Below are 26826 nucleotides of genomic sequence, written 5' to 3' on the forward strand. Positions count from 1 at the left end.
GGCACGCGCTCGGCCACATCCATCAGGTAGCTGCCCAAGGCCACATAAACCGCGAACTGCATGGCCACGTAGGCTTGTTGCGGTCGAGCCAAGGTAATCTCAAACTTGCGAAACACCGTCAGGTCCTGTTTGGCCTGCGGGAAGCGTGCGGCCACATCGACCGGGCGCCAGCCAGTGGGCATGAACCAGATGCGCAGCTTGTCCCACAGGCTGGCGGTGTGCCGGGCGTCATGCCAGAGCTGGGCATAGAACTGCAGATTAGCCCACAGCGGGTTCCAGCTGGCCAGTGGCGTGGTTACCCCGAACACCACCGGCTCGGCCGGGTCTTCCTCTTTGAAGGTGCCAAACAGACGGTCCCAGAGAATGAACACGCCGCCATAATTGCGATCCAAGTAAACAGGATTTTGCGCATGGTGGACGCGATGGTTGGATGGCGTGATCAACACCCACTCAAGCCAGCCAAGCTTGGGAATGTGCCGGGTATGCACCCAGAACTGGTACAGCAGGTTGAGCGATGCCACGGTAATGAACACCAGTGGCGGCACGCCCAGCAGCGCCATCGGCAGGTAGAAGACCCACGAGAAGATGAACCCGCTACTGGTCTGGCGCAGCGCGGTGGTGAGGTTGTATTCCTCGCTCTGGTGATGCACCGAATGCGCAGCCCACAGCACGTTGCGTTCATGGCCCAGACGGTGCAACCAGTAGTAGCAGAAGTCGTACAGGACGAAGGCCAGCAGCCATACCCACCAGGCTTCGGCCGGCAGGCGCAACAGCGCCAAATGCTCGAACGCCAGGGCATAGGTCACCAGCCCTGCGCCTTTGGTCAGCAACCCGGTGCTGGTCGACAGCGCGCCGGTGCTCAGGCTGTTGATCGAGTCGGCCAGGGTAAAGTTGCGTTGTCCACGCACGCGGTCGACCACCAGCTCCACGGCGATCAGCACGAAGAAGAACGGCACGGCCAGCAGTATCAGGTCCATGGGTACGGCCTCAGGCGGTATCCATCAAGATTAGGCCGCGCCTGCGGCAACCCCTATGGCGACATCTGCCAAACTAGAGGACATTTAGCGCCTCGACACTGGAGTAATGAACATGACAAAAAAAGTAGCGGTGATTCTTTCCGGCTGTGGCGTGTATGACGGCGCCGAAATCCACGAAAGCGTGATCACCCTGCTGCGCCTCGACCAGCGCGGTGCGCAGGTGCAGTGCTTCGCGCCGAACATCGCGCAGATGCATGTCATCAACCACCTGACCGGCGAGGAAATGCCCGAGTCGCGCAATGTGCTGGTGGAGTCGGCGCGCATTGCCCGTGGTGAGGTCAAGGACATCCGCGAAGCCAAGGCCGAAGACTTCGATGCGCTGATCGTGCCGGGCGGTTTCGGGGCGGCGAAAAACCTGTCCAACTTCGCCGTGGAAGGCGCCAACTGCAGCGTCAACCCGGACGTGCTGGCCCTGGCCGAAGCCTTTGCCGACGCCTGCAAGCCAGTTGGCCTGATCTGCATTTCGCCAGCACTTGCGGCGAAGATCTACGGGCCGGGCGTGGTCTGCACCATCGGCAGCGACGCAGACACTGCGGCGGCTGTCGAGAAGATGGGCGGCACCCATGAGGCGTGCGATGTACACGACATTGTCGAAGACACCCAGCGCAAGCTGGTGACGACTCCGGCTTACATGGAGGCCAAGTCGATCAGCGAGGCAGCTGGCGGGATCTACAAGTTGGTGGACCGGGTGCTGGAACTGACGCACGAGGGTGACCAGTAAGTCCTTGGGGCTGCAAAGCAGCCCCGCATCAGGTTTTACTCAGCCGGGCAATGATCCGGTCCAGCGCATTGGCAAACGCCTGCTTTTCACGCTCGCCATAAGTCCCCTGCCCTCCTCCTGCCTGGCCCTGCTCGCGCAGCTCGGTGAACAGGTTGCGCGCCGCCAGGCGGTCGCCCATGTTGCGCTCGTCGAATTCGCGACCGCGCGGGTCCAGCACCGCCACGCCCTTTTTCACTAGGCGGTCAGCCAGGGGCACATCACTGCAGATCACCAGCTCGCCGGGCACGGCGTGTTCGACCAGGTAGTCGTCGGCTGCGTCCATGCCGCTGGGCACCACGATCAGGCGCACGATCGCAAACGCCGGCTTGGCCACGGCCTGGCCCGCCACCATCACCACCTCGAACTTGCGCTTGAGGGCGAACTTGACGATCAGATCCTTGGCCGCCTTGGGGCAGGCGTCGGCATCGATCCATACACGCATCGGAAACTCTCTACATGATCTCAATGCGTCCATCATGCCTGAAGCGCAGCGAAAGCTGGAGCAGGCGCGCGCTGGGAAAATGGCGCCAAAAACCCAATTGCCGCTTATCCGGCCCCGCTACTCAGGCTAAACTCGCCACAGCTTCACTGGCCTGCCCGAGCGCGCAATGAATCACCCTCACGAAATCCGCCCTGACCTGGACGAAGGCATCGACCGCAAGGTCCTGGCAACATTGCGTGCGCGTTTCCTGCAACTGAATCAAGGGCGCCTGCAGCGGGCTATGGAAGGCCTGTCGACACGCCAGCAACAGGTACTGACGCTACTGCCGCTGCTGTTTCACGTGAACCACCCATTATTGCCGGGCTACGTCTCGGGTAGCACGCCTGCGGGCGTATCGGGTTACGAGCCAGGTGCCGAGCTGGTGGTCGAGGCCCAGCGCCTGGCCCGCTCGTTCACCTACAAAGCCCGCCATGGCAACCCGCCGCGCCCTATCCACGGCCTGTTTCTGATGGGCAGCCTGGGCTCGCTGGCCCAGGCCGAGCATAGCGACATGGACCTGTGGGTGTGCCATGCGCCCGGCTTGCCCGAGCATTTGCTGGAAGAACTGCGCCGCAAGTGCCAATTGCTGGAGGACTGGGCAGCAAGCCTGGGTGCCGAGGCGCACTTCTTCCTGATCGACACGCAAGGCTTTGCCCAAGGCCAGCGCGACGGCCAGCTGGGCTCCGATGACTGCGGCACCACCCAGCACTACCTGCTGCTGGATGAGTTCTACCGCACCACCCTCTGGCTGGCAGGGCGGACACCACTGTGGTGGCTGGTGCCCGTCTACCAGGAACACAATTATCACGCCTACACCCAGACCCTGCTGACCAAACGCTTCATCCGCAGCCAGGACGCTCTCGATCTCGGCAACCTGGCACACGTTCCACCCGGCGAGTTCGTCGGTGCCGGCCTGTGGCAACTGTTCAAGGGCATCGATTCGCCCTACAAGTCGCTACTCAAGCTGCTGCTGACCGAGGCCTACGCCAGTGAACACCCCGCCGTGCGCTGTCTGAGCCTGGACTACAAGCAGGCAGTGTTCGCCAATCAGCTCGACCTCGACGCACTGGACCCCTACGTCATGGTCTATCGGCGTATCGAGCGCTACCTGCTGCAGCGCGGCGCGGTCGCACGCCTGGAACGGGTGCGGCGCAGCCTGTACCTGAAGGTGAACAAGAAGCTCAGCGACCAAGGCCGCGCCAATGGCTGGCAGCGCCGGCTGTTGCAGCGCCTGGCAGACGAGTGGGGCTGGGACCAGCGTCAGTTGGCGCTGCTGGATAGCCGTAGCCAATGGAAAGTGCAGCAAGTCGCTGTCGAGCGCCGCGAACTGGTGGCCGAGCTGAACCACAGCTACCGCTTCCTCAGCCAGTTCGCCAGCACCCAGAACGCCAGCAGCCGTGCCGAGCAGCGCGACCTCAATGTGCTGGGCCGGCGCCTGTACGCGGCCTTCGAGCGCCGCGCCGGCAAGGTCGAGGTGATCAACCCCGGCATCGCCCCGGACCTTGCCGAAGGGACCCTGACCCTGGTTCAGGCACCTAACCGCAAGGAGCCCGGCAGCCACCACTGGGAGCTGTACTGCGGCAACCTGAGCACCCACGAGGTGGAGCACTTCAGCCCGATAAAGCGCTGCCGCGAGCTGATCGAGTTGCTGGCCTGGGCCCATCGTAACGGCGTGATCGACAGCAGCACGCGCATGGCGCTGCACCCCGGCGCCAGCGACCTCAGTGAATTAGAGCTGTTCAACCTGATGGGTTGCCTGCAGCTAAGTATTCCCCTGCCCTTGCCGATCGTCAGCGAAGTGCGCCTGCTGCAGCCCAGCGTTGCCGACGAGGTTTTGTTGCTGGTCAACGTCGCCATCGACCCGCTGCGCCATCACCGCGATCTGAACATCCTGATGACCACCGAGCGTACCGACTCGTTGAGCTACGCAGGCGTGCGCGAGAACCTGGTACTGACCCTGGACCAAGTCACCCTGAACAGCTGGAACGAAGTGCTGGTCCAGCGCTACGAAGGCGAACATGCGCTGGTGCGCTGCCTGCGCGACTTCCTCAATAGCCCGGTGCTGCGGGGCCACCGGCCACGGGTGCGGATACGCTGCTTTTGCCCGAGCCGCGCACAGGCCATCAGCCAGCGCGTGGAGGAAATTTTTGACACGGTGCAGCTGCTGCTGGACCAGGGCGCCAACCACCGCTACCTGCTAGAGGTAGCCCAGCACACCCATGTGCTGGAGCTGTTGGCCGGGCATGTAGGCCTGGCCACCCTGGCCGAGCACGAGGGGCTGCTGGCCCACCTGGGCGAAGAACGCAGCGCCTACAGCCCGCTGTACCTGGATACCAACGCCCTGCTGGACCACGACCTGCGCCTGGTGCTGGAACAGGGCCGCCCGGCTTGCATCCAGGTGTTCTACCGCCTGCAAGGTGGCTGGGCCGAGTTGTATGTGCTGGATGAGTACAATGCCCTGTGGCAGCAACGCCTGCCCCTGCATGACGAAGCCCACCTGCTGCTGCCGCTGCAGCGGTTCCTGCGTTCGGTGGTGATGCGCCGTGATGCCCGGCTGCCGCTGGATACCCAGCGCGCTGCCTCACTGGATATCCACTATGCGCAACTGTTGCCTTCCGGCGTTGGCAAGGCGCGTAGCCTCGAGCCGCGCCAAGCCCCGGTCGAGGGCAGCGACCAGCCCTACTATGAGGTGCAAGCCATCATCCAGGCCGGTGTGGCGGGTGCGGCGCATGTGACGCTGTACTGCGACCAGCAAGAGTTTTCCGAGCTGGAGCATGGTGCGCAGCTGTATGCGGTGGTGGCCAGGCAGATCATCGGGCAACGGCGCGCTGCCGGACAGTACCGGTGCTACATCACCGATCTGGATTTGTCCGAGCTGCTGGATGACCGGCTGGGCGCGACGCAGGTGTACCTGAACTACAAGCGGGTGCTGGAGCAGGCGTTGAATGAGGGGCTGGAGCAGGTGCTGGGTGAATGACCGAGGGCTGCCTTGCAGCCCCCTTGAGCCTTACAGGTCGTAATCGCCCGCCGCTTCTGGTTGGTACTCCACTTCCAGCAGCTTCAGCTTGAGGGTCTTGCCCCCCGGTGCCGGCCAGTCGATCTGCTCGCCCACCGACAGCCCCAGCAAGGCGCAGCCAATCGGTGCCAGGACCGAGACATTACCTTCCGGCCCGGCATCCTTCGGATAGACCAACGTCAGGTGGTAGTCCTTGCCGCTGGCTTCCTCACGGCAGTGCACGCGCGAGTTCATGGTGACCACGCCCGCCGGCACTTCATCGTGACCGACCACCTGCTCGGCGCGGTCCAGCTCGTCCTGCAGGGCGAGCACACCCGGCGTACTTTCGTCGAGGCTGTCGATCAGACGCTCCAGACGCTGTACGTCCAATCGGGTGAGGATGAGGGAAGGCTTGGTGCTCATGATCCAGTCAGACTCCTTTGAACAGGCGATTTTCGTCGTGCAGATAAAGCAAAACCCCGCCCAAGGGCGGGGTTTGTGAAGGCTTTGGCGTCACCGACGCAGAAACCCGACACTACCACAGCCGGGCAAATACTCAAGCCCTTGCTATCAGTGTGCCTTAGCCTGGTCGCGCAGGGCCTGGGCCTCGCGGCAAATCTGCCGACGCCGTTCGTCATCGGCCGAGCGCCATTCGCGAATGTGCTCCACATGCCGCTGGCAGCCAGTGCACACCCGCTGTTCGTCCAGCCGGCAAACGCTGATGCACGGTGATGGCACAGCGGGGCTGACGTTGCTGTAGAGCGGCTTGGGGGGACGGGCCGGGGCGGTGCTCATGTCAGATCTCGTCGAAGTCCAGCTTCTCGCCGGCCCGCTCCCAGACGATGCGCTCGAGCATTTCGCCCAACAGCTCTTCGCTCTTCTCGCACACCCACTTGCCGCTTTCTTCGTCGTAATCGAAGTGGAAGCCACCTGAGCGGTCGGCGAGCCACAGCTGGCGCAGCGGTTCCTGGCGGCTGAAAATCAGCTGGGCGCCACCTTCGAACTTGACGGTGAGCACACCGGCGGAGTTCTCCATGTCCAGGTCCAGGCCGCTCTCGTCGAACAGGTCTTCCAACGCCTGTTGGGTCGCGTCGACCAGATCATGGAAACGCGCTTCACTCAAACTCATTGCAGGAACCTCGAAATTGGCTGCGTTACAGGCAAGCCGGGCAAGATACGGGCGCTTGGCGCCGAATGCAAAGATTAGCCATTGAAGGCGGTAAGAATAGCCCGCCCGGCGGACCGGCCCTTGCATAGGCAAGCCGCCGGTCGCTCGGTATACTCGGGCGCAATACTGCATTTTTCTAAGGATTTCACCCATGAAGCGCCTGATTTCCTCCTTCGCGGCGCTGGTCGCTGTTGCCTGCCTCGTTTCGGCCTGCGGCCAGAAAGGCCCGCTGTACCTGCCTGAAGACGGCGATAACGGCAAAGCGCACAAGTCGCACCAGCACCAGCCAAAAGCCCAGCCGGCGCCGGCGCAAGCGCAGCCCGAGCTGCAGTCCGAGCCCGAGCAGTCGCCTGCGCAGTAAGGAAACCAGATGAACGCTTTCAACTACCGCGACGGCCAGCTGTTCGCGGAAGGGGTGGCCCTGTCGGCCGTCGCCGAACGTTTCGGCACCCCCACCTACGTGTACTCGCGCGCCCACATCGAGGCCCAGTACCGTAACTACGCCGATGCCCTGCAAGGCACCGAGCACCTGGTGTGCTTCGCGGTCAAGGCCAACTCCAACCTTGGCGTGTTGAACGTACTGGCGCGCCTGGGCGCAGGTTTCGACATTGTCTCCGGCGGTGAGCTGGAGCGCGTGCTGGCCGCTGGCGGGCGCGCCGACCGCGTGGTGTTCTCTGGCGTCGGCAAAACCCGCGAAGACATGCGCCGCGCCCTGGAAGTGGGTGTGCACTGCTTCAACGTCGAATCCACCGACGAACTGGAGCGTCTGCAAGTCGTGGCAGCCGAGATGGGCAAGGTTGCCCCGGTGTCGCTGCGGGTCAACCCGGACGTTGACGCCGGTACCCACCCGTACATCTCCACCGGCCTTAAAGAAAACAAGTTCGGCATCGCCATTGCCGACGCCGAGGCCATCTACGTGCGTGCCGCGCAGTTGCCGAACCTGGAAGTGGTTGGCGTCGACTGCCACATCGGCTCCCAGTTGACCACCGTTGAGCCGTTCCTCGATGCCCTGGACCGCCTGCTGGACCTGGTCGACCGCCTTGCCGACTGCGGCATCCACCTGCGCCATCTGGACCTGGGTGGCGGCGTTGGCGTGCGCTACCGCGACGAAGAACCACCGCTGGTGGCCGACTACATCAAGGCTATTCGCGAACGCGTAGGCACGCGCGACCTGGCTTTGGTGTTCGAGCCGGGCCGCTACATCGTGGCCAACGCTGGCGTGCTGCTGACCCGCGTGGAATACCTCAAGCACACCGAACACAAAGACTTCGCCATCATCGATGCGGCGATGAACGACCTGATTCGCCCTGCGCTTTACCAGGCCTGGATGGGTGTAAGCCCGGTCGTGCCACGCGAGGGTGAAGGCCGTGCCTACGACCTGGTCGGCCCGATCTGCGAGACCGGCGACTTCCTCGGCAAGGACCGTGTGCTGAACCTGGCCGAAGGCGACCTGCTGGCCGTGCAGTCCGCGGGCGCCTATGGTTTTGTCATGAGCTCCAACTACAACACCCGTGGCCGTTGCGCTGAAATCCTGGTCGACGGCGACCAGGCGTTCGAAGTACGCCGCCGCGAAACCATCGCCGAACTGTACGCTGGCGAAAGCCTGCTGCCGGAGTAAGCCCATGCTGCTGCGTTTTACCAAGATGCATGGCCTGGGCAACGACTTCATGGTCCTCGACCTGGTCAGCCAGCACGCGCATATCCAGCCCAAGCACGCCAAGCAATGGGGTGACCGGCATACCGGCATCGGCTTCGACCAGTTGCTGATCGTCGAGGCCCCGAACAACCCGGAAGTGGACTTCCGCTACCGCATCTTCAACGCCGACGGCTCCGAAGTGGAGCAGTGCGGCAACGGTGCGCGCTGCTTCGCCCGCTTCGTGCTGGACAAGCGCCTGACCGCGAAAAAGCGCATCCGCGTGGAAACCAAAAGCGGCATCATCGTGCTGGACGTGCAGAACGACGGCCAGGTGAGTGTCGACATGGGCCCACCGCGCTTCATCCCTGCCGACATTCCCTTTGTCGCTGACGAGCAGGCGCTGAACTACCCACTGGAAGTCGACGGCCAGCTGCATTCGATTGCCGCCGTGTCCATGGGTAACCCGCATGCCGTGCTGCGCGTCGATGACGTGCATACTGCCCCCGTGCATGAGCTGGGCCCGAAGATCGAAAACCACCCACGCTTCCCGCAGCGGGTGAATGCCGGCTTCCTCCAGGTCATCGACCGCCACCACGCCAACCTGCGCGTGTGGGAACGCGGCGCGGGCGAAACCCAGGCCTGCGGCACCGGTGCTTGTGCCGCCGCCGTGGCAGCCATCAGCCAAGGCTGGATGGATTCCCCGGTATCCCTCGACCTGCCCGGTGGGCGCCTGCACATCGAATGGGCCGGCCCCGGCAAGCCCGTGGTGATGACCGGCCCGGCCGTACGCGTCTACGAAGGACAGGTTCGTCTCTAAGCGAGTAACCGCCATGACCGATCAGCCCCAGGTTGTACCCCAGCAGTCCGCCGAGCTCGATGCCGAAGCGGTGGTCGCCTACCTGCGCGCCCACCCCACCTTCTTTGCCGAGCACGACGAGCTGCTGATCGAACAGCGCATACCGCATCAGCGTGGCGACAGCGTGTCGCTGGTGGAACGTCAGCTCAAGCTGCTGCGTGACCGTAACATCGAGATGCGCCATCGCCTGTCGCAATTGATGGATGTGGCTCGCGACAACGACCGGCTGTTCGACAAGACCCGGCGGCTGATCCTCGACCTGCTCGATGCCGGCACCCTGGAAGAAGTGGTAATGGCGGTCGAAGACAGCCTGCGCCAGGAGTTCCAGGTGCCGTTCGTCAGCCTCATCCTGTTCGGCGACAACGGCGCGCCGGTCGGGCGCTGGGTCAGCAACACCGAGGCGCAACAGGCCATCGGTGCTCTGCTGGGCGGTGGCAAGACGGTCAGTGGCAACCTGCGTGAGCATGAGCTGGCCTTTCTGTTCGGTGAGGAACAGCGCCGGGAGGTGGGCTCCAGTGCCGTGGCCACCCTCGAATACCAAGGGCTGCACGGGGTGCTGGCGATCGGCAGCCGCGACCCGCAACACTACAAGAGCAGCGTCGGCACCCTGTTCCTTGGCTACATCGCCGAAGTGCTCGGCCGCGTTGTACCGCGCGTTACCCAGACCCTGCGCTCGGTACGCTGATGGAACGCCAACTGGAGGCTTATTGCGCACACCTGCGCAACGAGCGCCAGGTGTCGGAGCACACCTTGCTGGGCTACCGTCGCGACCTGGATAAGGTCACCGCCTACTGCAAGGAACACGGTATTGCCGGGTGGCAAGCGCTGCAAATCCAGCAACTGCGCCAACTGATCGCCCGCCTGCACCACCACGGCCAGTCCTCCCGCAGCCTGGCACGGCTGCTGTCGGCGGTGCGCGGCCTGTACCGCTACCTCAACCGCGAAGGCCTGTGCCAGCACGACCCGGCCACTGGCCTGAGCGCGCCCAAGGGTGAGCGCCGGTTGCCCAAGGTGCTGGACACCGACCGCGCCCTGCAGCTGCTTGATGGCGGCGTCGATGACGATTTTATTGCCCGTCGTGACCAGGCGATCCTTGAACTGTTCTACTCGTCGGGCCTGCGCCTGTCCGAGCTGACCAACCTCGACCTCGATCACATCGACCTTGCCGCCGGGCTGGTGCAGGTGCTGGGCAAGGGTGGCAAAGCCCGCGTGCTGCCCGTTGGCCGCAAAGCCCGCGAGGCGCTGCACGCCTGGTACCGCCTGCGCGGCATCGGCAACCCGCGTGACCGCGCGGTGTTCATCACCCGCCAGGGCAACCGCATCACTCCACGGGCTGTGCAGCAACGTGTGCAGAAGGCGGGTGAGCGCGAGCTGGGCCAGCACCTGCACCCACACATGCTTCGCCATTCCTTCGCCAGCCATGTGCTGGAATCGTCCCAGGACCTGCGGGCGGTGCAGGAAATGCTCGGCCATGCCGACATCAGCACCACGCAGATCTACACCCACCTGGACTTCCAGCACCTGGCCGCGGTGTACGACAGCGCCCACCCTCGGGCCAAACGCAGCAAAGGCACAGACTCATGAGCATCAAGCTGATCACGTTCGACCTCGACGACACCCTGTGGGACACCGCGCCGGTCATCGCCAGCGCAGAAGTCGTGCTGCGCGACTGGCTCGAAGCCAACGCCCCGATCCTGGGCGGGGTGCCGGTGGAGCACCTGTTTGCCATTCGCGAGCGGCTGGTACAGGCCGACCCCGGCCTCAAGCACCGCATCAGCGCCCTGCGCCGACGGGTGCTGTTCCATGCCCTGGAAGAGGTCGGCTACAGCGAGAAGCAAGCGCAGGCGCTGGCCAACGAAGGCTTTGAAGTGTTCCTGCATGCTCGCCACCAAGTGGAGATCTTCCCCGAGGTGCAGCCGGTACTGGAGGTCCTGCGTCACCATTACATCCTGGGCGTGGTCACCAACGGCAACGCCGACGTGAGCCGGTTGGGGCTGGCGGACTACTTCCGCTTTGCCCTGTGCGCCGAGGACCTCGGCATTGGCAAGCCGGACCCGGCACCGTTCCTGGAAGCCCTGCGCCGCGGCGAGGCGGATGCCAGCGCCGCCGTTCACATCGGCGACCACCCCGGCGATGACATCGCAGGCGCCCAGCGAGCAGGGCTACGGGCCGTCTGGTTCAACCCCCAGGGCAAGGCCTGGACGGGTGAGCAGGCACCGGATGCCGAAATCCAGCGCCTGTCGCAGCTGCCCGACGTCCTTTCCCGCTGGGGCTGACAAGAGACCGCCTCGAAATTTGCGTTGGTGCGTATATCGAGCGCCGCCCGCGCGGCGCATCGCGAGCTGCGCTCGATCTCACTGGCAATGAAAATATACCGGCAAACGCCCACAAAAAAGCCCGCAGCGACGGCGGGCTTTTTTTGCGGTCAGCCACTCAGATAGGGCGGCTGCCGTACTTGTTGTCCGGCTTTTTGGGCGGGTCGGCGACCACGTTGGCCTCGACTTCCTGCACCTTGCCACCGCGCGAAAGGAATTCTTCCATCGCCTTGGCCAGTGCATCACGCTCTTTCTGCTTGGCTTCCATGCTCGGCAGTTCGTCTACCGAAACAGCCGCCTTGGACTTGCCCTTGGCAGCGGGTGCCGGGCTGCTGTCGTCATCGCCCGCATCTTCGGCGACATCGTCAGCTGCCGCTTCGAGGCCTTCATCAACCTCGTCTTCATCGCCTACTTCGAGGTCGTCGTTTTCCAGATCGTCGTCGCTCATGTTCTACCTCATGACTTGCGAAAGCAGGTTAGTTATAGACCAGTGCAGCCGTAGACCGGCAGCCACCAGTGAAAATTCAACTGGCCGTGGGTTAGGCCACTGCCCTTGGGTCGGCGCTCCTGATGGGAGGCGGCACCCAGCAGGCCCTGCTCCTGGCAGGACCTGACAAATCCATCTAGCCCCTGCTGGCCACACGCTATTGGCAAGCCTAGCAAAGGCTGGCGAAGTGTGTGGACTACACGTCAAACACCCTTCGGCGCGCATTCTAGCGCGCCCGTGGAAAAAGCAAAGCTCCATAAACGCCCTGCGACTTGTAAGTTTTTTACCTACGTCGCGAACGTGCCGGATAAACCGTTTGCCAAGCGCGAAATGCTGAAAATCTGGCAAAAAAATGCCCGGCAAGCCGGGCAAGTTTTTACCGCGTCGCAGTTACAGGTTGTAGCCGCGTTCGTTGTGCTGAGCCAGGTCGAGGCCGACCGACTCTTCTTCTTCGTTGACCCGCAGGCCCATTACCAGATCCAGCACCTTGAGGATCACGTAAGTGACGATGGCGGTGTAGACCACGGTGAAGATCACGCCTTTGGCCTGGATCCAGACCTGCATGCCAATGTCGGTGACGGTGCCGAAGCCGCCCAGCGCCGGCGCTGCGAACACACCGGTAAGGATTGCCCCGATGATGCCGCCGACACCATGTACACCGAAGGCATCCAGCGAATCGTCATAGCCGAGCCTGCGCTTGAGGGTGGTGGCGCAGAAGTAGCAGATCACACCCGAAGCCAGGCCGATCACCAAGGCGCCCATCGGCCCCACGGTGCCTGCAGCCGGGGTGATGGCAACCAGGCCGGCAACCACACCCGAAGCGATGCCCAGGGCGCTGGGTTTACCGTGACCAATCCACTCGGCGAACATCCAGCCCAGCGCAGCAGCAGCGGTGGCGATCTGGGTGACCAGCATGGCCATGCCAGCGGTGCCGTTGGCGGCGGCGGCGGAGCCTGCGTTGAAGCCGAACCAGCCGATCCACAGCATGGCCGCGCCCATCAGGGTGTAGCCCAGGTTGTGCGGGGCCATCGGGGTGGTCGGGTAGCCCTTGCGCTTACCCAGCACCAGGCAGCAGACCAGGCCTGCGATACCGGCGTTGATGTGCACCACGGTGCCGCCAGCGAAGTCCAGTACGCCCCAGTCCCACATCAGTGCACCGTCACCGCTCCACACCATGTGGGCGATCGGCGCATACACCAGGGTGAACCAGATGCCCATGAACACCAGCATCGCAGAGAACTTCATGCGCTCGGCGAAAGCACCCACGATCAGTGCCGGGGTGATGATGGCGAAGGTCATCTGGAAGGTGATGAATACCGCCTCAGGGAAGAGTGCAGTGGCCGACGTCAGGTTCTCGGGCGTGACGCCGCTGAGGAAGGCCTTGGAGAAGCCGCCGACGAAGGAGTTGAAGTTGAGCACGCCCTTTTCCATACCGGTGGTATCGAAGGCCATGCTGTAGCCGTAAACGACCCAGAGAATGCTCATCAGGCCGGTGATTGCAAAGCATTGCATCATCACCGACAGCACGTTCTTGGAACGCACCATGCCGCCATAGAACAGGGCCAGGCCCGGGATAGTCATGAACAGCACCAGCGCCGTTGCGGTCAACATCCAGGCGGTGTCACCGGAGTTCAGCGCTGGGGCGGCTTCCTCGGCCAAGGCAAGCCCGGGCATTACGAGGGACAATAGGGCTCCTAGCCCTGCGATCTTACGCAGAGTCATGTTGTTTTCTCCTGGGGCGTTGGGTTTGGTGAGGCGTTGTTGCTGCTTAGATCGCGTCGGTATCGGTTTCGCCGGTACGGATGCGGATCGCCTGCTCCAGATTCACCACGAAAATCTTGCCGTCACCGATCTTGCCGGTGTTGGCTGCCTTGGTGATGGCTTCGATTACCCGATCAAGGTCCTTGTCATCGATGGCAACATCGATCTTCACCTTGGGCAGAAAATCGACCACATATTCAGCACCGCGATACAGCTCGGTGTGGCCCTTCTGCCGGCCGAAGCCTTTGACTTCAGTAACAGTGATGCCCTGCACGCCGATTTCCGACAGCGACTCGCGCACGTCGTCCAGCTTGAACGGCTTGATGATGGCTGTGACTAGCTTCATGAAACTCTCTCCCGATTTGGTGGACTTGCCCCAGGAAAACAAACCCGTCTCAAGTCTAAGCGCAGCGGTTGGCTTTGTAACGCGTCGTCGGCATCCGGCTCCGCGTGCGCACTGCTTGGTCACAAGGAACTGCATCAGTGCATGGCTCGTACAGGTCTTTGCAGAAACCTTGCCAGTTCCGGCAAATCACCGGAAAACAGCGAGTTATGCGAAAGGGTCGGGATTGGCCAGTCGCCAGCATGGGAAACATGCACAGTTTCGGTGCGCACCGGCAGGGCGCATTGCGCGAAAAACGTGCACCCAAACGTCCGGTTTGTGCGTGCTACACTGCCGGCCATTCTAAGTTTCAGTGGACTGCCCCATGCTTGCGCCCAAAGCCCTTCTCGATGCCCTGAGCGACCAGGCCTCGCGCCTGTTCAGCAGCGATACCGCCCAGCCCCGTGCAGAACTGGAAAGCCAGTTCAAGGTGCTGATGCAAGGTGCCTTCAGCAAGCTGGACCTGGTCAGCCGTGACGAATTCGACAGCCAGATGGTTGTGCTGGCGCGCACCCGTGCTCGCCTGGAGGCTTTGGAAAAACAAGTAGCCGAGCTGGAAGCACGGCTGAACCCGACCCCACAGGATCAGTGAATGCAGCCCTCCAGCGCATACCCGGTACTGCTGTTTTCCTACGGCACGCTGCAGGACAAGGCCGTGCAACGGGCCAACTTCGGCCGTGAGCTGAGCGGCCAGGCCGACCGCATGCCGGGCTACCGACAGGACTGGGTCGAGATCACCGACCCGGCTGTGCTGGCGGCTAGCGGCAAGTCCCATCACCCCATCGTTTCCCCCAGCAGCCAGGCCGACGACAGCGTGGCCGGCACGGTCTTCCAGATCAGCGAAGAAGAGCTGGCGGCGGCGGACCGCTATGAAGTTGCCGACTACAAGCGCGTCGCCGTCACGCTCGCATCGGGCCTGACTGCCTGGGTTTATGTGCGCGCCTGAATCCCTCTGGCGCGGGTTGTTACACGGAGCGTTCCCCATGAAAGTCAGCGCACGCAATGTTTTTGAAGGCAAAGTCACCAACGTTCAGCCCGGCGCGGTCAATGCCGAAGTCGAGCTGACCCTGGGTGGCGGCGAAAAGCTGGTAGCGGTGGTCACCATGGCCAGCCTGCATAACCTCAGCATCAACGTCGGCAAAGACGCCGTGGCGCTGGTCAAGGCGCCGTGGGTGGTACTGCTGACCGACGCCGCCGGCTACAAGCTATCGGCCCGTAACGCACTGGAAGGCGAAGTGGTGCGGGTGGGTGATGGTGCAGTGAATGCCGAAGTGGTGCTGAAGCTGGCCGGCGGCACCGAGGTGTTTGCCATCGTGACCCGCGAAGCCGTGCAGGAGCTGGGCCTGGCACCGGGTGTGAAGGCCACTGCGCTGATCAAGGCCTCGCACATCATCCTCGGCGCCAAGCCCTGAGGCTATCAGGCCGACGCCCGTAGCCGGCCCGGCTCGGATACTGCCTGTTTCGGCGGCAACTCGCTGGCGTGCAAGGTGCCGCGAAACAGGGTCGCACCACACTGGGTAACCAGGGTCTTCACCCGGTTGTGCGAGTTGAGGATCTCGGCCTGGATGTTTTCGATGGCTGAATCCCCAGGCTGCAAGGCAACCGCACGGTTGGCCCATTCGATGGCGGCAAAACGGCTCTGCTTGCGAGTGCCGCGCCCCTGCATCCAGGCCAGCCCCAGTTCGGCGCTGGCCCGTCCGGCAACCCACGGGTCCGGGTGCTCGACCAGGCTCGACAGGTAGGCGACGGCCTCGGCCCGTTCCTGGACTTCGCCAAACTGGCGCAACAGGATACCCAGGTGCAAGCGCGCACGCGCATTGGTGTGCGGATTACCCAGCGCATCGACCAGCAGGCGCCTGACAGCCAGCATGGCACTTCGCTCACTCAGGTCCTCATCACCCTCCATACGCAGGCAGGCGAGGTTGTACTTGGCCTGCCTGCTGCCCGCCTCTACCGCACGCTGCAGCCAATACTCAGCCGTCTCGTCGTCCAGATAGTGCGCCGGGGTGTTGCCCAGGCCGCCGCTGTGCAGCTCGTACAGGCCAAGGGCAGCACCCGGCAAGCTCAGCTCCGCAAAGCGCTCGTACAGGTAACAAGCCACCTCGTGCCGGTTGGCAGCCCACAGCAGCCGCGCCACAGCGAGCACATCGAAGCCTGGCGCATGGCCCGCGCGCTGGCGGGTCACCGCCACCTGTGACCAGAGCCTTGCCTGCTCGGCCGAACGCGACAGCCCCCACAGGCCGAAGCGATGCCCGGCAGCGCGCATTGCACAAGCGCCAGCATGCGAGCGGCCTTCACACAGGCGCTCGATGGCGGTGCGCAACAGCTGATGCTCATCTGCCATGCCATCACTCAGTATCAGCCCGACAAAACAGCGAAATGGCTCGCCCATCGCAGGGATGGCGCCATGACTGGCGTTGCATGCCAAGCTCGCGGCGAAATCACGCATACCGCCTGCATGGTCTTGCAAGGCACTGCTGCGCAGCGCGCCTCGCCAGGCCAGCACGACGGCGCTTTCCCTGGGCCTTAGCGGGCGTTGCAGCCAGCTATCGAACAGTTGCTGCCAATCCGCGACGGCCTGCAACTGCTCGGCATGTGGCAGCTTCAGCCGTTCTTCGACGGCCATCCAGCGCAACGCATTGCGCAGCGCTTCGTCCCACCCATCGCACAACGGCCCATTGGCCAACAGGTCCAGCGCATCAAAACTGGCACCCCAACGGGGCAACAGGTAAACGGCCAGCGCCTGGATCGCTTCGAAACAACCAGGGCGGGCCACCAGCGCATGGCGCAACCAGTAATAGCGTGGTGCTTCGTTTTCGTGATCGGCCCGCCTGCTCAGGCACGCCGGTAATGCTTGGGGCAGCTCGGCCAAGGGCAACAGCCCGTACTTCACGAGTAAGGGTGCTGCGGCTTCCTGCGCTTCCACATCGGCATGGGCACTGGGCCTGTACCGCGCAGGCTGCCCCTGAAACAGTTCGATCAACCAGCCAGGTTCGCGCAGTTGCGCACTGACACGCAGCATGCCAATGGCCGCTGCCACGGGTTGTGCAGAGCGGTCCATTGCACGCAACAGGTGCGCGGTCGCGGTTTCACAAATTTGCTCGACGGCCAGCAAGCGGGCAGCGTTGCGTTGGCCACCATCCTGCACCTGGCAGGCCCGGTGGAAACAGTGCATGCCCATTACCACTTGCGGGTGGTAAGCCTTGGGGCAGGCATCAATCCAGGCTTTGAGCACTTGGCTCAGGGCCCTGTCACCCTGGTTTTCCAGGTCCACCAGCATGTGCCCTTCGATGGCCGCCAGGTAGGCCGGGAACTCGCCGGGCGCGGCTTGGCGCCATTGCGCCTCAAGGCTGTCGAAACACCGGGTGAGTTCAATGAATGAATTGGCCTGCACCAGTTCGCGAATCACCTGGCGCGTTTGGGCGAGCGTTTGCACGGCGCAATACCTCAAGTCCATTTGAAAGAAGACGCTGTGCCATCCCATGGCAACGGCATTTGCCCAACAACACTAAGCCATACCACCCACCTGCGCAAAGATTATTGGATCCATTTTTTGCCGATTTTAAAGAAAACACAGGGAAAAAACCTGCTCTGCAAAACCACGACGCACACTTGTTGCGCCTGTCGTGGCCACCATCGCTATCCTTGACCCAGCCGCAGGAAGCGGCTTTTCAGCGACAACGGAGCGTCCATGTCACTAGCCCTCGTCCACAGCCGCGCCCAGGTGGGTGTGCAGGCACCCGCGGTCAGCGTCGAAACCCACCTGGCCAACGGCCTGCCCCATCTCACTCTGGTCGGCCTGCCAGAAACCACGGTCAAGGAAAGCAAGGACCGGGTACGCAGCGCCATCGTCAACTCCGGGCTTAGCTACCCGCAGCGGCGCATTACCCAGAACCTCGCCCCCGCCGACCTGCCCAAGGATGGCGGGCGCTATGACTTGGCCATTGCCCTGGGTATCCTCGCCGCAGATGGCCAGGTGCCGACTGCCACCCTGGCCGATATGGAATGCCTGGGCGAACTGGCGCTTTCGGGGAAATTGCGCCCTGTCCAGGGCGTGCTACCTGCGGCCCTGGCGGCACGCGAAGCAGGCCGGGCGCTGGTGGTGCCACGGGAAAATGCCGAGGAAGCCAGCCTGGCAGGCGGGCTGGTGGTGTATGCGGTGGGCCACCTGCTGGAGTTGGTCGCCCACCTGAACGGCCAGGTGCCATTGCCGCCGTACGCGGCCAATGGCTTGATCCTGAATCAACGTCCCTACCCTGACCTGAGCGAGGTGCAGGGCCAACTGGCGGCCAAGCGCGCGTTGATGCTGGCGGCGGCTGGGGCGCACAACCTGCTGTTCACCGGGCCACCCGGCACCGGCAAGACCTTGCTCGCCAGCCGCCTGCCGGGGCTGCTGCCACCGCTGGACGAGCACGAGGCGCTCGAGGTGGCTGCCATTCAGTCGGTCAGCGGGCATACACCGCTGAGCAGTTGGCCGCAGCGACCGTTTCGCCATCCCCACCACTCCGCATCCGGCCCGGCACTGGTTGGAGGCAGCAGCCGGCCGCAACCGGGCGAAATCACCCTCGCCCACCATGGCGTGCTGTTTCTCGATGAACTGCCAGAGTTCGAACGGCGTGTGCTGGAGGTGCTGCGCGAGCCGCTGGAGTCGGGCGAGATCGTGATTGCCCGGGCACGCGACAAAGTGCGCTTTCCGGCGCGCTTTCAGCTGGTGGCGGCGATGAACCCATGCCCTTGCGGCTACCTGGGCGACCCTACTGGCCGCTGCCGCTGCAGCACCGAGCAGATCGCGCGGTACCGCAACAAGCTATCAGGGCCGCTGCTGGACCGCATCGACCTGCACCTGACCGTGGCTCGCGAAAGCACCACGCTGAACAATCAGCCCTGTGGTGAAGCCAGTGCCGATGTGGCAGCCAGGGTAGCGAAGGCGCGGGAGGTACAGCAGCGCCGCCAAGGGTGCGTGAATGCGTTTCTCGACCTCGACGGGTTGCGTCGCCATTGCGGATTGACGGCGGCGGACCAAGCTTGGCTGGAAGGGGCCTGCGAACGGTTGACCTTGTCGTTGCGGGCAGCGCACCGGTTGTTGAAAGTGGCGCGGACACTGGCGGACCTCGATGGTTGTGAGGCAATCGGCCGGCCACATCTGGCCGAGGCCCTGCAGTACCGGCCGGGGAGCAGTTAAATTGCCGTGGCTGCAAAGCGGCCCTGGAAATTTCAGCCCCAGCAGCAGAACCTGCATTTGACAGCGCCCTGCGGCAACTGTCCTTCTTTACGGGACAATGTTTCTCCCGGACAGCTGATTGTCTGCCCCCCCTCCACCCCTCAAAATCGTCGGCCAAACTGTTCAAATGCTGCCCCGGCAGCTCATGGAGTAAGAGCCAATGCCACACGAAGGCAGCCTTCTGCAAACCGCGGTGATCTTTCTGCTCGCGGCCGTCGTCGCCGTCCCCCTGGCCAAGCGCCTGCAACTGGGTGCCGTGCTCGGCTACCTGCTGGCCGGTGTAGCCATCGGCCCGCAGGCACTTGGCCTGATCCGCGACACCGAAAGCGTGGCGCACATTTCCGAGCTGGGCGTGGTCCTGCTGCTGTTCATCATTGGCCTGGAGCTGTCGCCCAAGCGCCTGTGGCTGATGCGCAAGTCGGTGTTCGGCGTGGGTACCGCGCAGGTGCTGCTGACCGGCGCGCTGCTCGGTGCCATTGCCCTGTTCGGCTTCAGCCAGACGCTGCCGGCAGCCATCGTCCTCGGCCTGGGCCTGGCGCTGTCGTCCACCGCCCTTGGCCTGCAAAGCCTGGCCGAGAGCAAGCAGCTCAACGCCCCGCACGGCCGCCTGGCGTTCGCCATCCTGCTGTTTCAGGACATCGCTGCGATCCCGCTGATTGCCCTGGTACCGCTACTGGCCGCCAGTGGCCCGGACGCCAGCCACGGCGATAGCCTGCAACACGGCCTGAAGGTATTCGCCAGCATCGCCGTGGTGATCATCGGTGGTCGCTATCTGTTGCGCCCGGTGTTCCGCACCGTGGCCCGCACCGGCCTGCCGGAAGTGTCTACTGCCACCGCACTGCTGGTAGTGATCGGCACCGCCTGGCTGATGGAAGAAGCGGGTATATCCATGGCCCTGGGCGCCTTCCTCGCCGGCCTGCTGCTGGCCGACTCGGAATACCGCCACGAGCTGGAATCGCAGATCGAGCCGTTCAAGGGCCTGCTGCTGGGTTTGTTTTTCATCAGCGTGGGCATGGGCGCCAACCTTCGCCTGCTGCTGGATATGCCGCTGGTGGTGCTGGGCCTGACCCTGCTGCTGGTAGCAGTAAAGCTGGTGCTGCTGATCGGCGTCGGGCGCCTGGTCGGTGGCCTGAACAGCGCCAGCGCCCTGCGCCTGGGCATGGTACTGGCGGCCGGTGGCGAGTTCGCCTTCGTGGTCTTCAAGCTGGGCAAGGACCAAGGCCTGTTCGACACCCAGACCTACGACCTGCTGCTGATGACCATTACCCTGTCGATGGCCATCACCCCGCTGCTGATGCTGGGCTGCGCCCGCGCCCTCAAACGCCCGCAACCGGCGCGTGAAGTGCCCGAGCAGTACAAGCAGATCCAGACGGATACGCCGCGGGTGGTGATCGTCGGCATGGGCCGCATGGGCCAGATCGTCGCGCGCATCCTGCGGGCGCAGAAGATCCCGTTCATTGCCCTGGAAACCTCGGTGGACGCCATCGAGATGACCCGCATGTTCGAACAGGTGCCGGTGTTCTACGGCGACCCGCTGCGCCCCGAGGTGCTGCACGCCGCCAAGGTGGGTGAAGCGGAGTACTTCATCATCACCATCGATGACCCAGAAGCCGCCATTCATACCGCTGAACGGGTGAAACGCCTGTACCCGCACCTGAAGGTGCTGGCCCGGGCACGTAACCGCCAGCATGTGCACAAGTTGGTGGATGCAGGCGCCGAGCCGATTCGCGAGACGTTCTACTCCAGCCTGGAAATGACCCGCCGCGCGCTGGTGGGGTTGGGCTTGAGCGATGAACAGGCGGCGGACCGTATCGCACGGTTTACCCAGCATGACGAAGAAGTGCTGGTGGCCCAGGGGCAGGTACGCGATGACCGGGCCAAGGTGATGCAGACGGCCAAGGAGGCGCGGGTGGAGCTGGAGCGGTTGTTTGATTCGGATGCGGTTTGAGTAGTCAGGCGAACACCAACCGCTCTATTTGAGGATGCTCACGCTGAGCGGCTTGCCAAAGATCGTAAGCTGCCTGTTCGGCAAGGTATTGCCGGGCAGGCCCAAGGCCTGCCAGCTCAAGCCGATAAGCAAGATCGGCAGAAATGGCGGCGCGCCCATTGAGTACCGTGGACAACTGCCCCCGCGAATAGCCGAGGTGGCGAGCTAACTCAGAAACGTTCATGCCAATTGCGGGCAACACATCTTCTCGCAAAGACTCCCCAGGATGGGGAGGATCGAACATAGGCATGACTCAAGCCTCCTAGTGATAATCCAGATAGTCAACAAGCTCCACATCGGTACCCACGAAGCGGAACACCACTCGCCAGTTACCCGAGACATTTACTGCCCAATAGCTTTCCAGCTTTCCGTGCAGAGGATGAAGACGGTAACCCGGCCGGTTCATGTCTGCTGCGGTTTGTGCAACTTCAAGAGAAGCCAGTAAACGCCGCAAGCGATTCACATGATCTGCACGCACTCCAGACGTGTCACGATGCTGATGGAGCAGCCTCAGGCCTTTGTGCCTGAAACTTCTTATCACCGATGGTTGAGTGTAAGGTCATGCCTTACACTTTTCAAGCTAGCGTTGGCGCTGCGCATGGAGTCACTCCTTGAAAAATTTCCGGGTGCTCAGTTTGCTCTCGGCGTGCCCGTTTAGCGCCGTTATGCCTTCCGCTCTTTCATGTAGGAGATTTCCGAGAAAGGTTTATAGCGTGGGGCCACGTCGTGCCCACCCCCTCCTGCGTGAACAGATGACACAGGCAAAAGCCTGTTCCGGAGCAACCTGAATGCGCTCGAAACGGCAGAAGGTTGCTTGAGTCGTTGCGGAAAGGGATTGAGCCACAGTCCATGAATTGATGCTGCCTGTACCGCCCTCTTCGCGGGTGAACCCGCTCCCACAGGATCACCACTGGTTCTGAAACTGTGCAGTACCTGTGGGAGCGGGCGTGCCCGCGAAGAGGCCGGTACAGCAAACAAAAAAAGCCGGCTCCCTGCAGAGGGAGCCGGCCTTTGTGCGTACTGCTACTGGTTTGCTTACTTACCCGCAGTCAGCGCGTTATAGCTGGTCATCAAATTGCGATAATCCGGAATGTGGTTGGAGCACAGCGCAGCCAGCCCTTCGACATCGTTGCGCCAGTCGCGGTGCAGCTCGCAGGCCACGCCGAACCAAGTCATCAGCTGCGCACCGGCCTGAAGGGTTATGAATCTTTCAGCAATCCGGGGTGTTTCGCGTTGATGGGCACAGATTAAAATCATCACCTTTGCTGCACTAGACTGCGAAAACCGCCCTTAGCGTTCCGTTTGGAGAACGATCATTGGAAGACCTCAACTCCCTCTACTACTTCACCCAAGTCGTGGAGCACGGCGGCTTCGCCCCGGCCGGGCGGGCGCTGGACATGCCCAAGTCGAAACTCAGCCGGCGCATCGCCGACCTTGAAGACCGCCTGGGCGTGCGGCTGCTGCACCGCACCAGCCGGCACTGCTCGCTGACCGAGATCGGCCAGGCCTACTACAACCGTTGCCTGGCCATGCGCGTGGAGGCCGAGGGCGCGGCGGAAATCATCGAACGCAACCGCAGCGAGCCGCGCGGGCTGGTGCGCATCAGTTGCCCGACCACCCTGCTCAACTCCTGGGTCGGGCCGATGCTGACCCGCTACATGCTCAAGTACCCGCAGGTGGAGTTGTTCATCGAAAGTACCAACCGCCGTGTCGACCTGCTGCACGAGGGCTTCGATATCGCCCTGCGCGTGCGCTTTCCGCCGCTGGAGAACACCGACATGGTGATGAAGGTGCTGAGCAACAGCACCCAGTGCCTGGTCGGCCAGCCGCACTACCTGGCGCAACTGCCCAAAGGGTTTGACCCGCAGCTGCTGGGCACGCTACCCAGCGTGCATTGGGGCAGTGCCCAGCGCGAGTACCAGTGGGAACTGTTCCAGGGTGAGGACAACAGCCGCAGCATCGTCATCCCGCACACACCGCGCATGGTGACCGATGACCTGTTTGCACTGCGCCATTTCGTGGTGGCCGGGGTGGGGATCGCGCACTTGCCGAGGGTGGCGGTTCGCGAGGACCTGGCTTCGGGGCGCTTGGTGGAATTGCTGCCTGAGTGGCACCCGCGATGCGGCATCGTGCATGCGATCTTCCCGTCGCGGCGGGGGTTATTGCCGTCGGTGCGCGCGCTGATCGATCATCTGGCTGAGGAATTTGCGATCAGCGACATGGCGTGAGTCGGTGGCTGTCAGTCACGGCCCTTTCGCGGGACAAGCCCGCTCCCACAAGTTACCCCACTGCCCTCGGGATGGGTGGTGAACCTGTGGGAGCGGCCTAGTCCGGCGAAGCGGCCGTCATTTATCCAGGCAAAGCAGCTCAGAAAGCAAAGCAGGAACAACCCAGCGAACCCCAGAAGCCCTGGAAGTCACTCACCGGGACACTCGAATGCCGTGCCTTCTCATGGCTGTGCGCATGCACCCCGCATGGCCCGCTGCACTGGTGCACGGCGGCTACCAAAGATGGCGTACCCACGCGCCAGTGCCCCGGCACCTTGGCCACCGGCGACCACTCCGGCAGTACCGGCACCTGCGCAGGGCCAAGCTTGTCGAACTCGCCAGCGCCGTACACCACCTTGCCATCGACGATGGTCAGCACCGACTCGATGCCCTTGATCGCCTCTTCCTCAACACTGAAAAAGTCCAGCGACAGCGCCGCCAGGTCGGCCAGCTGGCCCACCTTGATCTGGCCCTTCTTGCCCTGCTCGCTGGAGAACCACGCGCTGCCTTGGGTGAACAGTTGCAGTGCGGTGTCGCGGTCCAGGCCTTCCGGGTACAACTCCATGCCGCCGACGGTCTTGCCGCTGACCAGCCAGTACAGCGAGGTCCACGGGTTGTAGCTGGACACGCGGGTGGCATCGGTGCCGGCCCCCACAGGCACGCCCATGTCGAGCATGCGCTTGATGGGCGGGGTCTGCTCGGCAGCCTTGGCGCCGTAGCGGTCGACGAAGTACTCACCCTGGAAGGCCATGCGGTCCTGGACGGCGATACCACCGCCCAAGGCGCGCACGCGCTCGATGTTCTGTGGGGTGATGGTTTCGGCGTGGTCGAAGAACCACGGCAGGCCGTTGAACGGGATGTCGCGGTTGACCTTCTCGAACACGTCGAGCATGCGCGTGATCGATTCGTTGTAGGTGGCGTGCAGGCGGAACGGCCAGCGCTGCTCGACCAAGTGCCGCACCACCGGTTCCAGCTCCTCTTCCATGGTCTGTGGCAGGTCCGGGCGTGGCTCGAGGAAGTCCTCGAAGTCGGCGGCGGAGAACACCAGCATTTCGCCGGCGCCGTTATGGCGCAGGAAGTCGGTGCCGCTGTGCAGCTTGACGCTGGAGGTCCACTTCTTGAAGTCGTCCAGCTCTTCCTTGGGCTTCTGGGTAAACAGGTTATAGGCGATGCGCACGGTCAGCTGGTTATTGTCGGCCAGCTCCTGGATAACCGAATAGTCGTCGGGGAAGTTCTGGTAGCCGCCGCCGGCGTCAATGGCACTGGTCAGGCCCAGGCGGTTCAGTTCACGCATGAACTGGCGGGTCGAATTGACCTGATACTCCAGTGGCAGCTTCGGCCCTTTGGCCAAGGTAGCGTAGAGAATCATCGCGTTCGGGCGGGCGATCAGCATGCCGGTCGGGTTGCCGAACTTGTCGCGCTGGATTTCGCCACCCGGCGGGTTCGGGGTGGCCTTGTCGTAGCCGACCGCCTTGAGCGCAGCGCGGTTGAGCAGCGCGCGGTCATACAGGTGCAACAGGAACACCGGGGTGTCGGGCGCAGCCTGGTTGATCTCCTCAAGGGTGGGCATGCGTTTTTCGGCAAACTGGAATTCGTTCCAGCCGCCCACCACGCGTACCCACTGCGGGGTGGGCGTGCGCGCAGCCTGGTCCTTGAGCATGCGCAGGGCATCGGCCACCGACGGCACGCCTTCCCAGCGCAGCTCCAGGTTGTAGTTCAGGCCACCGCGGATCAGGTGCAGGTGCGAGTCGTTCAGGCCGGGTATGACCGTGCGCTGCTTGAGGTCGATGATCTGCGTGGTAGTGCCCTTGTGGGCCATGGCCGCGGCATCGTTGCCCACGGCGATGAAGCGCCCATCCTTGATCGCGACAGCAGTCGCGGTAGGTTTTTCGCGGTCAACGGTGTGCAGTTTGCCATTGAACAGAATCAGGTCAGCGGTCATGGAACCTCCTTGGATGGATGCGTGAGCGGAACCGGCCTGGCCGGCGAAGGGCAATGCGGACCAGAGCGCGCCGGCCGCACCGAGCACGGTGCTGGTAGCGAGGAACTGGCGACGGGTCTTGTCGTTGCGGTCCTGGGACATAGGCTTCTCCGACTGGGGCCGGCAGGGCGACTGCGAAGCATGCCGGTTGACGCAAGGTCAGGGCTTGGCTGGATGTGCGGTGGGTTGAAGAAGGTTAGCCGTGTTCAAACCTTTTGCTGCCCGCGCAGCCAGTTGGCGCAGCGGCGGGTTACCCAAGGCATGATGTAGAACACCACGGGCAGGATGACGAACAGGTTGACGATCAGGTTGCCGGTGATCGGGCCGCCCAGCTGCGGGAAGCGTGCGAACAGCGGCGCTAGCAGCTGCGGAATGATCATGGTCATGGGGCAGATCACCAGGTAGGTCAGCAACGCCTGCTTCCAGCGTGGCGGTTGGGCCGGCGTGGAGTTCGTCGGGCTAGCGAGAACCTGGTGTTGCAGGCATACGGTCACCACTTCGCGGTTGTGTTGGAGTGCGGTGTTCATCGGCGTTCCTTGAGATGAGCGTGCCCGCATTCACTGTGCAACGGCGAACGGGCGGTGGATTGGATGGGTGTGCTGCCCTTGGCGGGCACCGACTGGCGGTGCCCGGGGCGGTCGGCTTACTTGCCGGCGTTGAAGGCGTTGTAGCTGGTCATCAGGTTGCGGTAGTCCGGGATGTGGTTGGAGCACAGCGCGGCCAGGCCTTCGACGTCGTTGCGCCAGTCGCGGTGCAGCTCACACGCCACGCCGAACCAGGTCATCAGTTGCGCACCGGCCTGGCTCATGCGGTTGTGGGCGGCGTCGCGGGTCATGGCGTTGAAGGTGCCGGAGGCGTCGGTCACCACGAACACATCGAACTCTTCTTCCAGGGCCGCCAGGGCCGGGAAAGCCACACACACTTCTGTCACGACGCCGGCGATGATCAGCTGCTTCTTACCGGTGGCCTTTACCGCCCTGACGAAATCTTCGTTGTCCCAGGCGTTGATCTGGCCTGGGCGGGCGATGTACGGGGCGTCCGGGAACAGGGCTTTCAGCTCTGGCACCAGCGGGCCGTTGGGGCCTTGCTCGAAGCTGGTGGTGAGGATGGTCGGCAGGTTGAAGAACTTGGCCAGGTCAGCCAGCGCCAGCACATTGTTCTTGAACGCGTCTGGTTCGATGTCACGGACCAGGGACAGCAGGCCAGCCTGGTGATCGACCAGCAGTACGGCGGCGTCGTCTTTGTTCAGGCGGTTGTATTTGAAGTTGGTCATGGTCGTTGCTCCTAAGGGTTTCTGTTTTCAGTAAGTTGGGTGTTTCGCGTTGATGGGAGAAGATTAAAACCATCACCTTTGGAGCGGTAGATAGTGTTTTTTGGCTTTAGCGTTCTGTTTTATGAACGATAGATTGGCGTTTTATTTGCTGGCCTCTTCGCGGGTAAACCCGCTCCCACAGGGATCGCGCATCCTGCAAGTCATGCGCAGTCCCTGTGG

Annotated in this window: 27 protein-coding genes and 2 pseudogenes; 14 read left to right on the forward strand and 15 right to left on the reverse strand. The window is 63.2% G+C overall.

Going from position 1 to position 26826, the window contains the following annotated elements; genetic code table 11:
- Positions 1-350: 350 nt before the first annotated feature.
- A pseudogene (locus AC07XM_RS10790) lies at positions 351-977 on the reverse strand (sterol desaturase family protein); the annotation flags it as partial.
- Between the two features lie 112 nt (positions 978-1089).
- Here AC07XM_RS10790 and elbB point away from each other — a divergent pair.
- Positions 1090-1758 carry an isoprenoid biosynthesis glyoxalase ElbB gene (elbB, locus tag AC07XM_RS10795; RefSeq protein ID WP_016489762.1) on the forward strand — a complete coding sequence of 223 codons (669 nt, stop codon included), beginning with the start codon at positions 1090-1092 and terminating at the stop codon, positions 1756-1758.
- 28 nt (positions 1759-1786) lie between these two features.
- Here the strand turns inward: elbB and AC07XM_RS10800 are convergent, their stop codons facing one another.
- The gene (locus AC07XM_RS10800) at positions 1787-2239 is read right to left on the reverse strand and encodes a YaiI/YqxD family protein (RefSeq protein WP_016489763.1); all 453 of its coding nucleotides are present in this window, start codon (positions 2237-2239) and stop codon (positions 1787-1789) included.
- Positions 2240-2405: 166 nt separating this feature from the next.
- Between AC07XM_RS10800 and AC07XM_RS10805 the strand changes: the two genes are divergently transcribed.
- Entirely contained in the window at positions 2406-5255 is a 2850-nt protein-coding gene (locus AC07XM_RS10805; RefSeq protein WP_102689445.1) for a class I adenylate cyclase, read from the forward strand.
- Between the two features lie 30 nt (positions 5256-5285).
- Here the strand turns inward: AC07XM_RS10805 and rnk are convergent, their stop codons facing one another.
- The 3 genes from rnk to cyaY form a co-directional block, all read right to left on the reverse strand.
- A complete protein-coding gene (gene rnk / locus AC07XM_RS10810; protein ID WP_023047198.1) occupies positions 5286-5696 on the reverse strand; it encodes a nucleoside diphosphate kinase regulator in 411 nt (136 codons plus the stop codon).
- Between the two features lie 147 nt (positions 5697-5843).
- Positions 5844-6068: a DUF1289 domain-containing protein gene (locus AC07XM_RS10815; RefSeq protein ID WP_016489766.1), complete on the reverse strand. Its 225-nt coding sequence runs from the start codon at positions 6066-6068 to the stop codon at positions 5844-5846.
- Between the two features lies 1 nt (position 6069).
- Positions 6070-6402 carry an iron donor protein CyaY gene (gene cyaY / locus AC07XM_RS10820; protein ID WP_016489767.1) on the reverse strand — a complete coding sequence of 111 codons (333 nt, stop codon included), beginning with the start codon at positions 6400-6402 and terminating at the stop codon, positions 6070-6072.
- 190 nt (positions 6403-6592) lie between these two features.
- Between cyaY and lptM the strand changes: the two genes are divergently transcribed.
- The 6 genes from lptM to AC07XM_RS10850 are packed head-to-tail and all read left to right on the forward strand — an operon-like array spanning position 6593 to position 11209.
- Complete coding sequence (gene lptM / locus AC07XM_RS10825) at positions 6593-6802, forward strand: LPS translocon maturation chaperone LptM (protein ID WP_016489768.1); 210 nt, start codon at positions 6593-6595, stop codon at positions 6800-6802.
- A gap of 9 nt (positions 6803-6811) precedes the next feature.
- A complete protein-coding gene (gene lysA / locus AC07XM_RS10830) occupies positions 6812-8059 on the forward strand; it encodes a diaminopimelate decarboxylase (protein WP_023047197.1) in 1248 nt (415 codons plus the stop codon).
- Positions 8060-8063: 4 nt separating this feature from the next.
- Positions 8064-8894 carry a diaminopimelate epimerase gene (gene dapF, locus AC07XM_RS10835; protein ID WP_102689444.1) on the forward strand — a complete coding sequence of 277 codons (831 nt, stop codon included), beginning with the start codon at positions 8064-8066 and terminating at the stop codon, positions 8892-8894.
- Between the two features lie 13 nt (positions 8895-8907).
- Complete coding sequence (locus tag AC07XM_RS10840; RefSeq protein ID WP_060519688.1) at positions 8908-9618, forward strand: DUF484 family protein; 711 nt, start codon at positions 8908-8910, stop codon at positions 9616-9618.
- Positions 9618-10517, forward strand: a complete 900-nt coding sequence (xerC, locus tag AC07XM_RS10845; protein WP_016489772.1) for a tyrosine recombinase XerC — start codon at positions 9618-9620, stop codon at positions 10515-10517. Before AC07XM_RS10840 ends, xerC begins: the two co-directional genes overlap by 1 nt.
- A complete protein-coding gene (locus tag AC07XM_RS10850) occupies positions 10514-11209 on the forward strand; it encodes an HAD family hydrolase (protein ID WP_016489773.1) in 696 nt (231 codons plus the stop codon). Before xerC ends, AC07XM_RS10850 begins: the two co-directional genes overlap by 4 nt.
- 157 nt (positions 11210-11366) lie before the next feature.
- Here the strand turns inward: AC07XM_RS10850 and sutA are convergent, their stop codons facing one another.
- From sutA to glnK, 3 genes are all read right to left on the reverse strand, one after another.
- Positions 11367-11696, reverse strand: a complete 330-nt coding sequence (gene sutA, locus AC07XM_RS10855) for a dormancy-specific transcriptional regulator SutA (RefSeq protein ID WP_016489774.1) — start codon at positions 11694-11696, stop codon at positions 11367-11369.
- Positions 11697-12125: 429 nt separating this feature from the next.
- Positions 12126-13457 (reverse strand): ammonium transporter, encoded by a 1332-nt coding sequence (locus AC07XM_RS10860; RefSeq protein ID WP_016489775.1) that lies wholly within the window; start codon positions 13455-13457, stop codon positions 12126-12128.
- Between the two features lie 46 nt (positions 13458-13503).
- Complete coding sequence (gene glnK / locus AC07XM_RS10865; RefSeq protein ID WP_002555808.1) at positions 13504-13842, reverse strand: P-II family nitrogen regulator; 339 nt, start codon at positions 13840-13842, stop codon at positions 13504-13506.
- A 361-nt stretch (positions 13843-14203) separates the two neighbouring features.
- Between glnK and AC07XM_RS10870 the strand changes: the two genes are divergently transcribed.
- Genes AC07XM_RS10870 through AC07XM_RS10880 form a run of 3 tightly spaced genes read left to right on the forward strand, consistent with a single transcriptional unit; the run spans position 14204 to position 15290 of the window.
- A complete protein-coding gene (locus AC07XM_RS10870; protein ID WP_024717668.1) occupies positions 14204-14470 on the forward strand; it encodes an accessory factor UbiK family protein in 267 nt (88 codons plus the stop codon).
- A complete protein-coding gene (locus AC07XM_RS10875) occupies positions 14471-14824 on the forward strand; it encodes a gamma-glutamylcyclotransferase family protein (RefSeq protein WP_016489776.1) in 354 nt (117 codons plus the stop codon). It begins immediately after the preceding gene.
- 37 nt (positions 14825-14861) lie between these two features.
- The gene (locus tag AC07XM_RS10880) at positions 14862-15290 is read left to right on the forward strand and encodes a TOBE domain-containing protein (RefSeq protein ID WP_016489777.1); all 429 of its coding nucleotides are present in this window, start codon (positions 14862-14864) and stop codon (positions 15288-15290) included.
- Positions 15291-15295: 5 nt separating this feature from the next.
- Here the strand turns inward: AC07XM_RS10880 and AC07XM_RS10885 are convergent, their stop codons facing one another.
- Positions 15296-17314, reverse strand: coding sequence for a DUF4034 domain-containing protein (locus AC07XM_RS10885; RefSeq protein ID WP_016489778.1), 2019 nt, complete (start codon positions 17312-17314; stop codon positions 15296-15298).
- A gap of 255 nt (positions 17315-17569) precedes the next feature.
- Here AC07XM_RS10885 and AC07XM_RS10890 point away from each other — a divergent pair, with 255 nt between their 5' ends.
- Both AC07XM_RS10890 and AC07XM_RS10895 read left to right on the forward strand, forming a co-directional pair.
- Complete coding sequence (locus AC07XM_RS10890; protein ID WP_102689443.1) at positions 17570-19060, forward strand: YifB family Mg chelatase-like AAA ATPase; 1491 nt, start codon at positions 17570-17572, stop codon at positions 19058-19060.
- 199 nt (positions 19061-19259) lie between these two features.
- A complete protein-coding gene (locus tag AC07XM_RS10895) occupies positions 19260-21047 on the forward strand; it encodes a monovalent cation:proton antiporter-2 (CPA2) family protein (protein WP_095116218.1) in 1788 nt (595 codons plus the stop codon).
- 4 nt (positions 21048-21051) lie between these two features.
- On the opposite strand, the gene AC07XM_RS10900 is transcribed toward AC07XM_RS10895, so the two are convergent.
- The 3 genes and pseudogenes from AC07XM_RS10900 to AC07XM_RS10910 form a co-directional block, all read right to left on the reverse strand.
- Complete coding sequence (locus tag AC07XM_RS10900) at positions 21052-21336, reverse strand: HigA family addiction module antitoxin (protein WP_024717670.1); 285 nt, start codon at positions 21334-21336, stop codon at positions 21052-21054.
- A gap of 12 nt (positions 21337-21348) precedes the next feature.
- The gene (locus AC07XM_RS10905; RefSeq protein ID WP_080642829.1) at positions 21349-21627 is read right to left on the reverse strand and encodes a type II toxin-antitoxin system RelE/ParE family toxin; all 279 of its coding nucleotides are present in this window, start codon (positions 21625-21627) and stop codon (positions 21349-21351) included.
- A 494-nt stretch (positions 21628-22121) separates the two neighbouring features.
- A pseudogene (locus AC07XM_RS10910) lies at positions 22122-22280 on the reverse strand (hydrolase); the annotation flags it as partial.
- Positions 22281-22402: 122 nt separating this feature from the next.
- Between AC07XM_RS10910 and AC07XM_RS10915 the strand changes: the two are divergent.
- On the forward strand, positions 22403-23314 hold the full coding sequence (locus AC07XM_RS10915) for a LysR substrate-binding domain-containing protein (protein WP_016489788.1): 912 nt from the start codon (positions 22403-22405) through the stop codon (positions 23312-23314).
- A gap of 139 nt (positions 23315-23453) precedes the next feature.
- On the opposite strand, the gene AC07XM_RS10920 is transcribed toward AC07XM_RS10915, so the two are convergent.
- The 3 genes from AC07XM_RS10920 to ycaC form a co-directional block, all read right to left on the reverse strand.
- Positions 23454-25295, reverse strand: coding sequence for an amidohydrolase (locus tag AC07XM_RS10920; RefSeq protein ID WP_172455926.1), 1842 nt, complete (start codon positions 25293-25295; stop codon positions 23454-23456).
- Positions 25296-25540: 245 nt separating this feature from the next.
- Entirely contained in the window at positions 25541-25861 is a 321-nt protein-coding gene (locus tag AC07XM_RS10925) for a putative antibiotic biosynthesis monooxygenase (RefSeq protein WP_016489790.1), read from the reverse strand.
- A 116-nt stretch (positions 25862-25977) separates the two neighbouring features.
- Positions 25978-26607: an isochorismate family cysteine hydrolase YcaC gene (ycaC, locus tag AC07XM_RS10930; RefSeq protein ID WP_016489791.1), complete on the reverse strand. Its 630-nt coding sequence runs from the start codon at positions 26605-26607 to the stop codon at positions 25978-25980.
- Positions 26608-26826 lie beyond the last annotated feature (219 nt).

The organism is Pseudomonas sp. GW460-LB5, assembly GCF_059423245.1.

Excerpts from the sequence above, each read along its gene's own strand:
- AC07XM_RS10880 (WP_016489777.1), top strand. The coding sequence starts at position 14,862 with ATGAAAGTCAGCGCACGCAATGTTTTTGAAGGCAAAGTCACCAACGTT.
- AC07XM_RS10900 (WP_024717670.1), bottom strand. The coding sequence starts at position 21,336 with ATGCCTATGTTCGATCCTCCCCATCCTGGGGAGTCTTTGCGAGAAGAT.
- AC07XM_RS10850 (WP_016489773.1), top strand. The coding sequence starts at position 10,514 with ATGAGCATCAAGCTGATCACGTTCGACCTCGACGACACCCTGTGGGAC.
- AC07XM_RS10815 (WP_016489766.1), bottom strand. The coding sequence starts at position 6,068 with ATGAGCACCGCCCCGGCCCGTCCCCCCAAGCCGCTCTACAGCAACGTC.
- AC07XM_RS10840 (WP_060519688.1), top strand. The coding sequence starts at position 8,908 with ATGACCGATCAGCCCCAGGTTGTACCCCAGCAGTCCGCCGAGCTCGAT.
- AC07XM_RS10800 (WP_016489763.1), bottom strand. The coding sequence starts at position 2,239 with ATGCGTGTATGGATCGATGCCGACGCCTGCCCCAAGGCGGCCAAGGAT.
- cyaY (WP_016489767.1), bottom strand. The coding sequence starts at position 6,402 with ATGAGTTTGAGTGAAGCGCGTTTCCATGATCTGGTCGACGCGACCCAA.
- AC07XM_RS10860 (WP_016489775.1), bottom strand. The coding sequence starts at position 13,457 with ATGACTCTGCGTAAGATCGCAGGGCTAGGAGCCCTATTGTCCCTCGTA.
- glnK (WP_002555808.1), bottom strand. The coding sequence starts at position 13,842 with ATGAAGCTAGTCACAGCCATCATCAAGCCGTTCAAGCTGGACGACGTG.
- lptM (WP_016489768.1), top strand. The coding sequence starts at position 6,593 with ATGAAGCGCCTGATTTCCTCCTTCGCGGCGCTGGTCGCTGTTGCCTGC.
- AC07XM_RS10890 (WP_102689443.1), top strand. The coding sequence starts at position 17,570 with ATGTCACTAGCCCTCGTCCACAGCCGCGCCCAGGTGGGTGTGCAGGCA.
- sutA (WP_016489774.1), bottom strand. The coding sequence starts at position 11,696 with ATGAGCGACGACGATCTGGAAAACGACGACCTCGAAGTAGGCGATGAA.
- AC07XM_RS10805 (WP_102689445.1), top strand. The coding sequence starts at position 2,406 with ATGAATCACCCTCACGAAATCCGCCCTGACCTGGACGAAGGCATCGAC.
- AC07XM_RS10920 (WP_172455926.1), bottom strand. The coding sequence starts at position 25,295 with ATGACCGCTGACCTGATTCTGTTCAATGGCAAACTGCACACCGTTGAC.
- dapF (WP_102689444.1), top strand. The coding sequence starts at position 8,064 with ATGCTGCTGCGTTTTACCAAGATGCATGGCCTGGGCAACGACTTCATG.
- rnk (WP_023047198.1), bottom strand. The coding sequence starts at position 5,696 with ATGAGCACCAAGCCTTCCCTCATCCTCACCCGATTGGACGTACAGCGT.
- elbB (WP_016489762.1), top strand. The coding sequence starts at position 1,090 with ATGACAAAAAAAGTAGCGGTGATTCTTTCCGGCTGTGGCGTGTATGAC.
- AC07XM_RS10875 (WP_016489776.1), top strand. The coding sequence starts at position 14,471 with ATGCAGCCCTCCAGCGCATACCCGGTACTGCTGTTTTCCTACGGCACG.
- lysA (WP_023047197.1), top strand. The coding sequence starts at position 6,812 with ATGAACGCTTTCAACTACCGCGACGGCCAGCTGTTCGCGGAAGGGGTG.
- AC07XM_RS10895 (WP_095116218.1), top strand. The coding sequence starts at position 19,260 with ATGCCACACGAAGGCAGCCTTCTGCAAACCGCGGTGATCTTTCTGCTC.
- AC07XM_RS10870 (WP_024717668.1), top strand. The coding sequence starts at position 14,204 with ATGCTTGCGCCCAAAGCCCTTCTCGATGCCCTGAGCGACCAGGCCTCG.
- xerC (WP_016489772.1), top strand. The coding sequence starts at position 9,618 with ATGGAACGCCAACTGGAGGCTTATTGCGCACACCTGCGCAACGAGCGC.
- ycaC (WP_016489791.1), bottom strand. The coding sequence starts at position 26,607 with ATGACCAACTTCAAATACAACCGCCTGAACAAAGACGACGCCGCCGTA.
- AC07XM_RS10925 (WP_016489790.1), bottom strand. The coding sequence starts at position 25,861 with ATGAACACCGCACTCCAACACAACCGCGAAGTGGTGACCGTATGCCTG.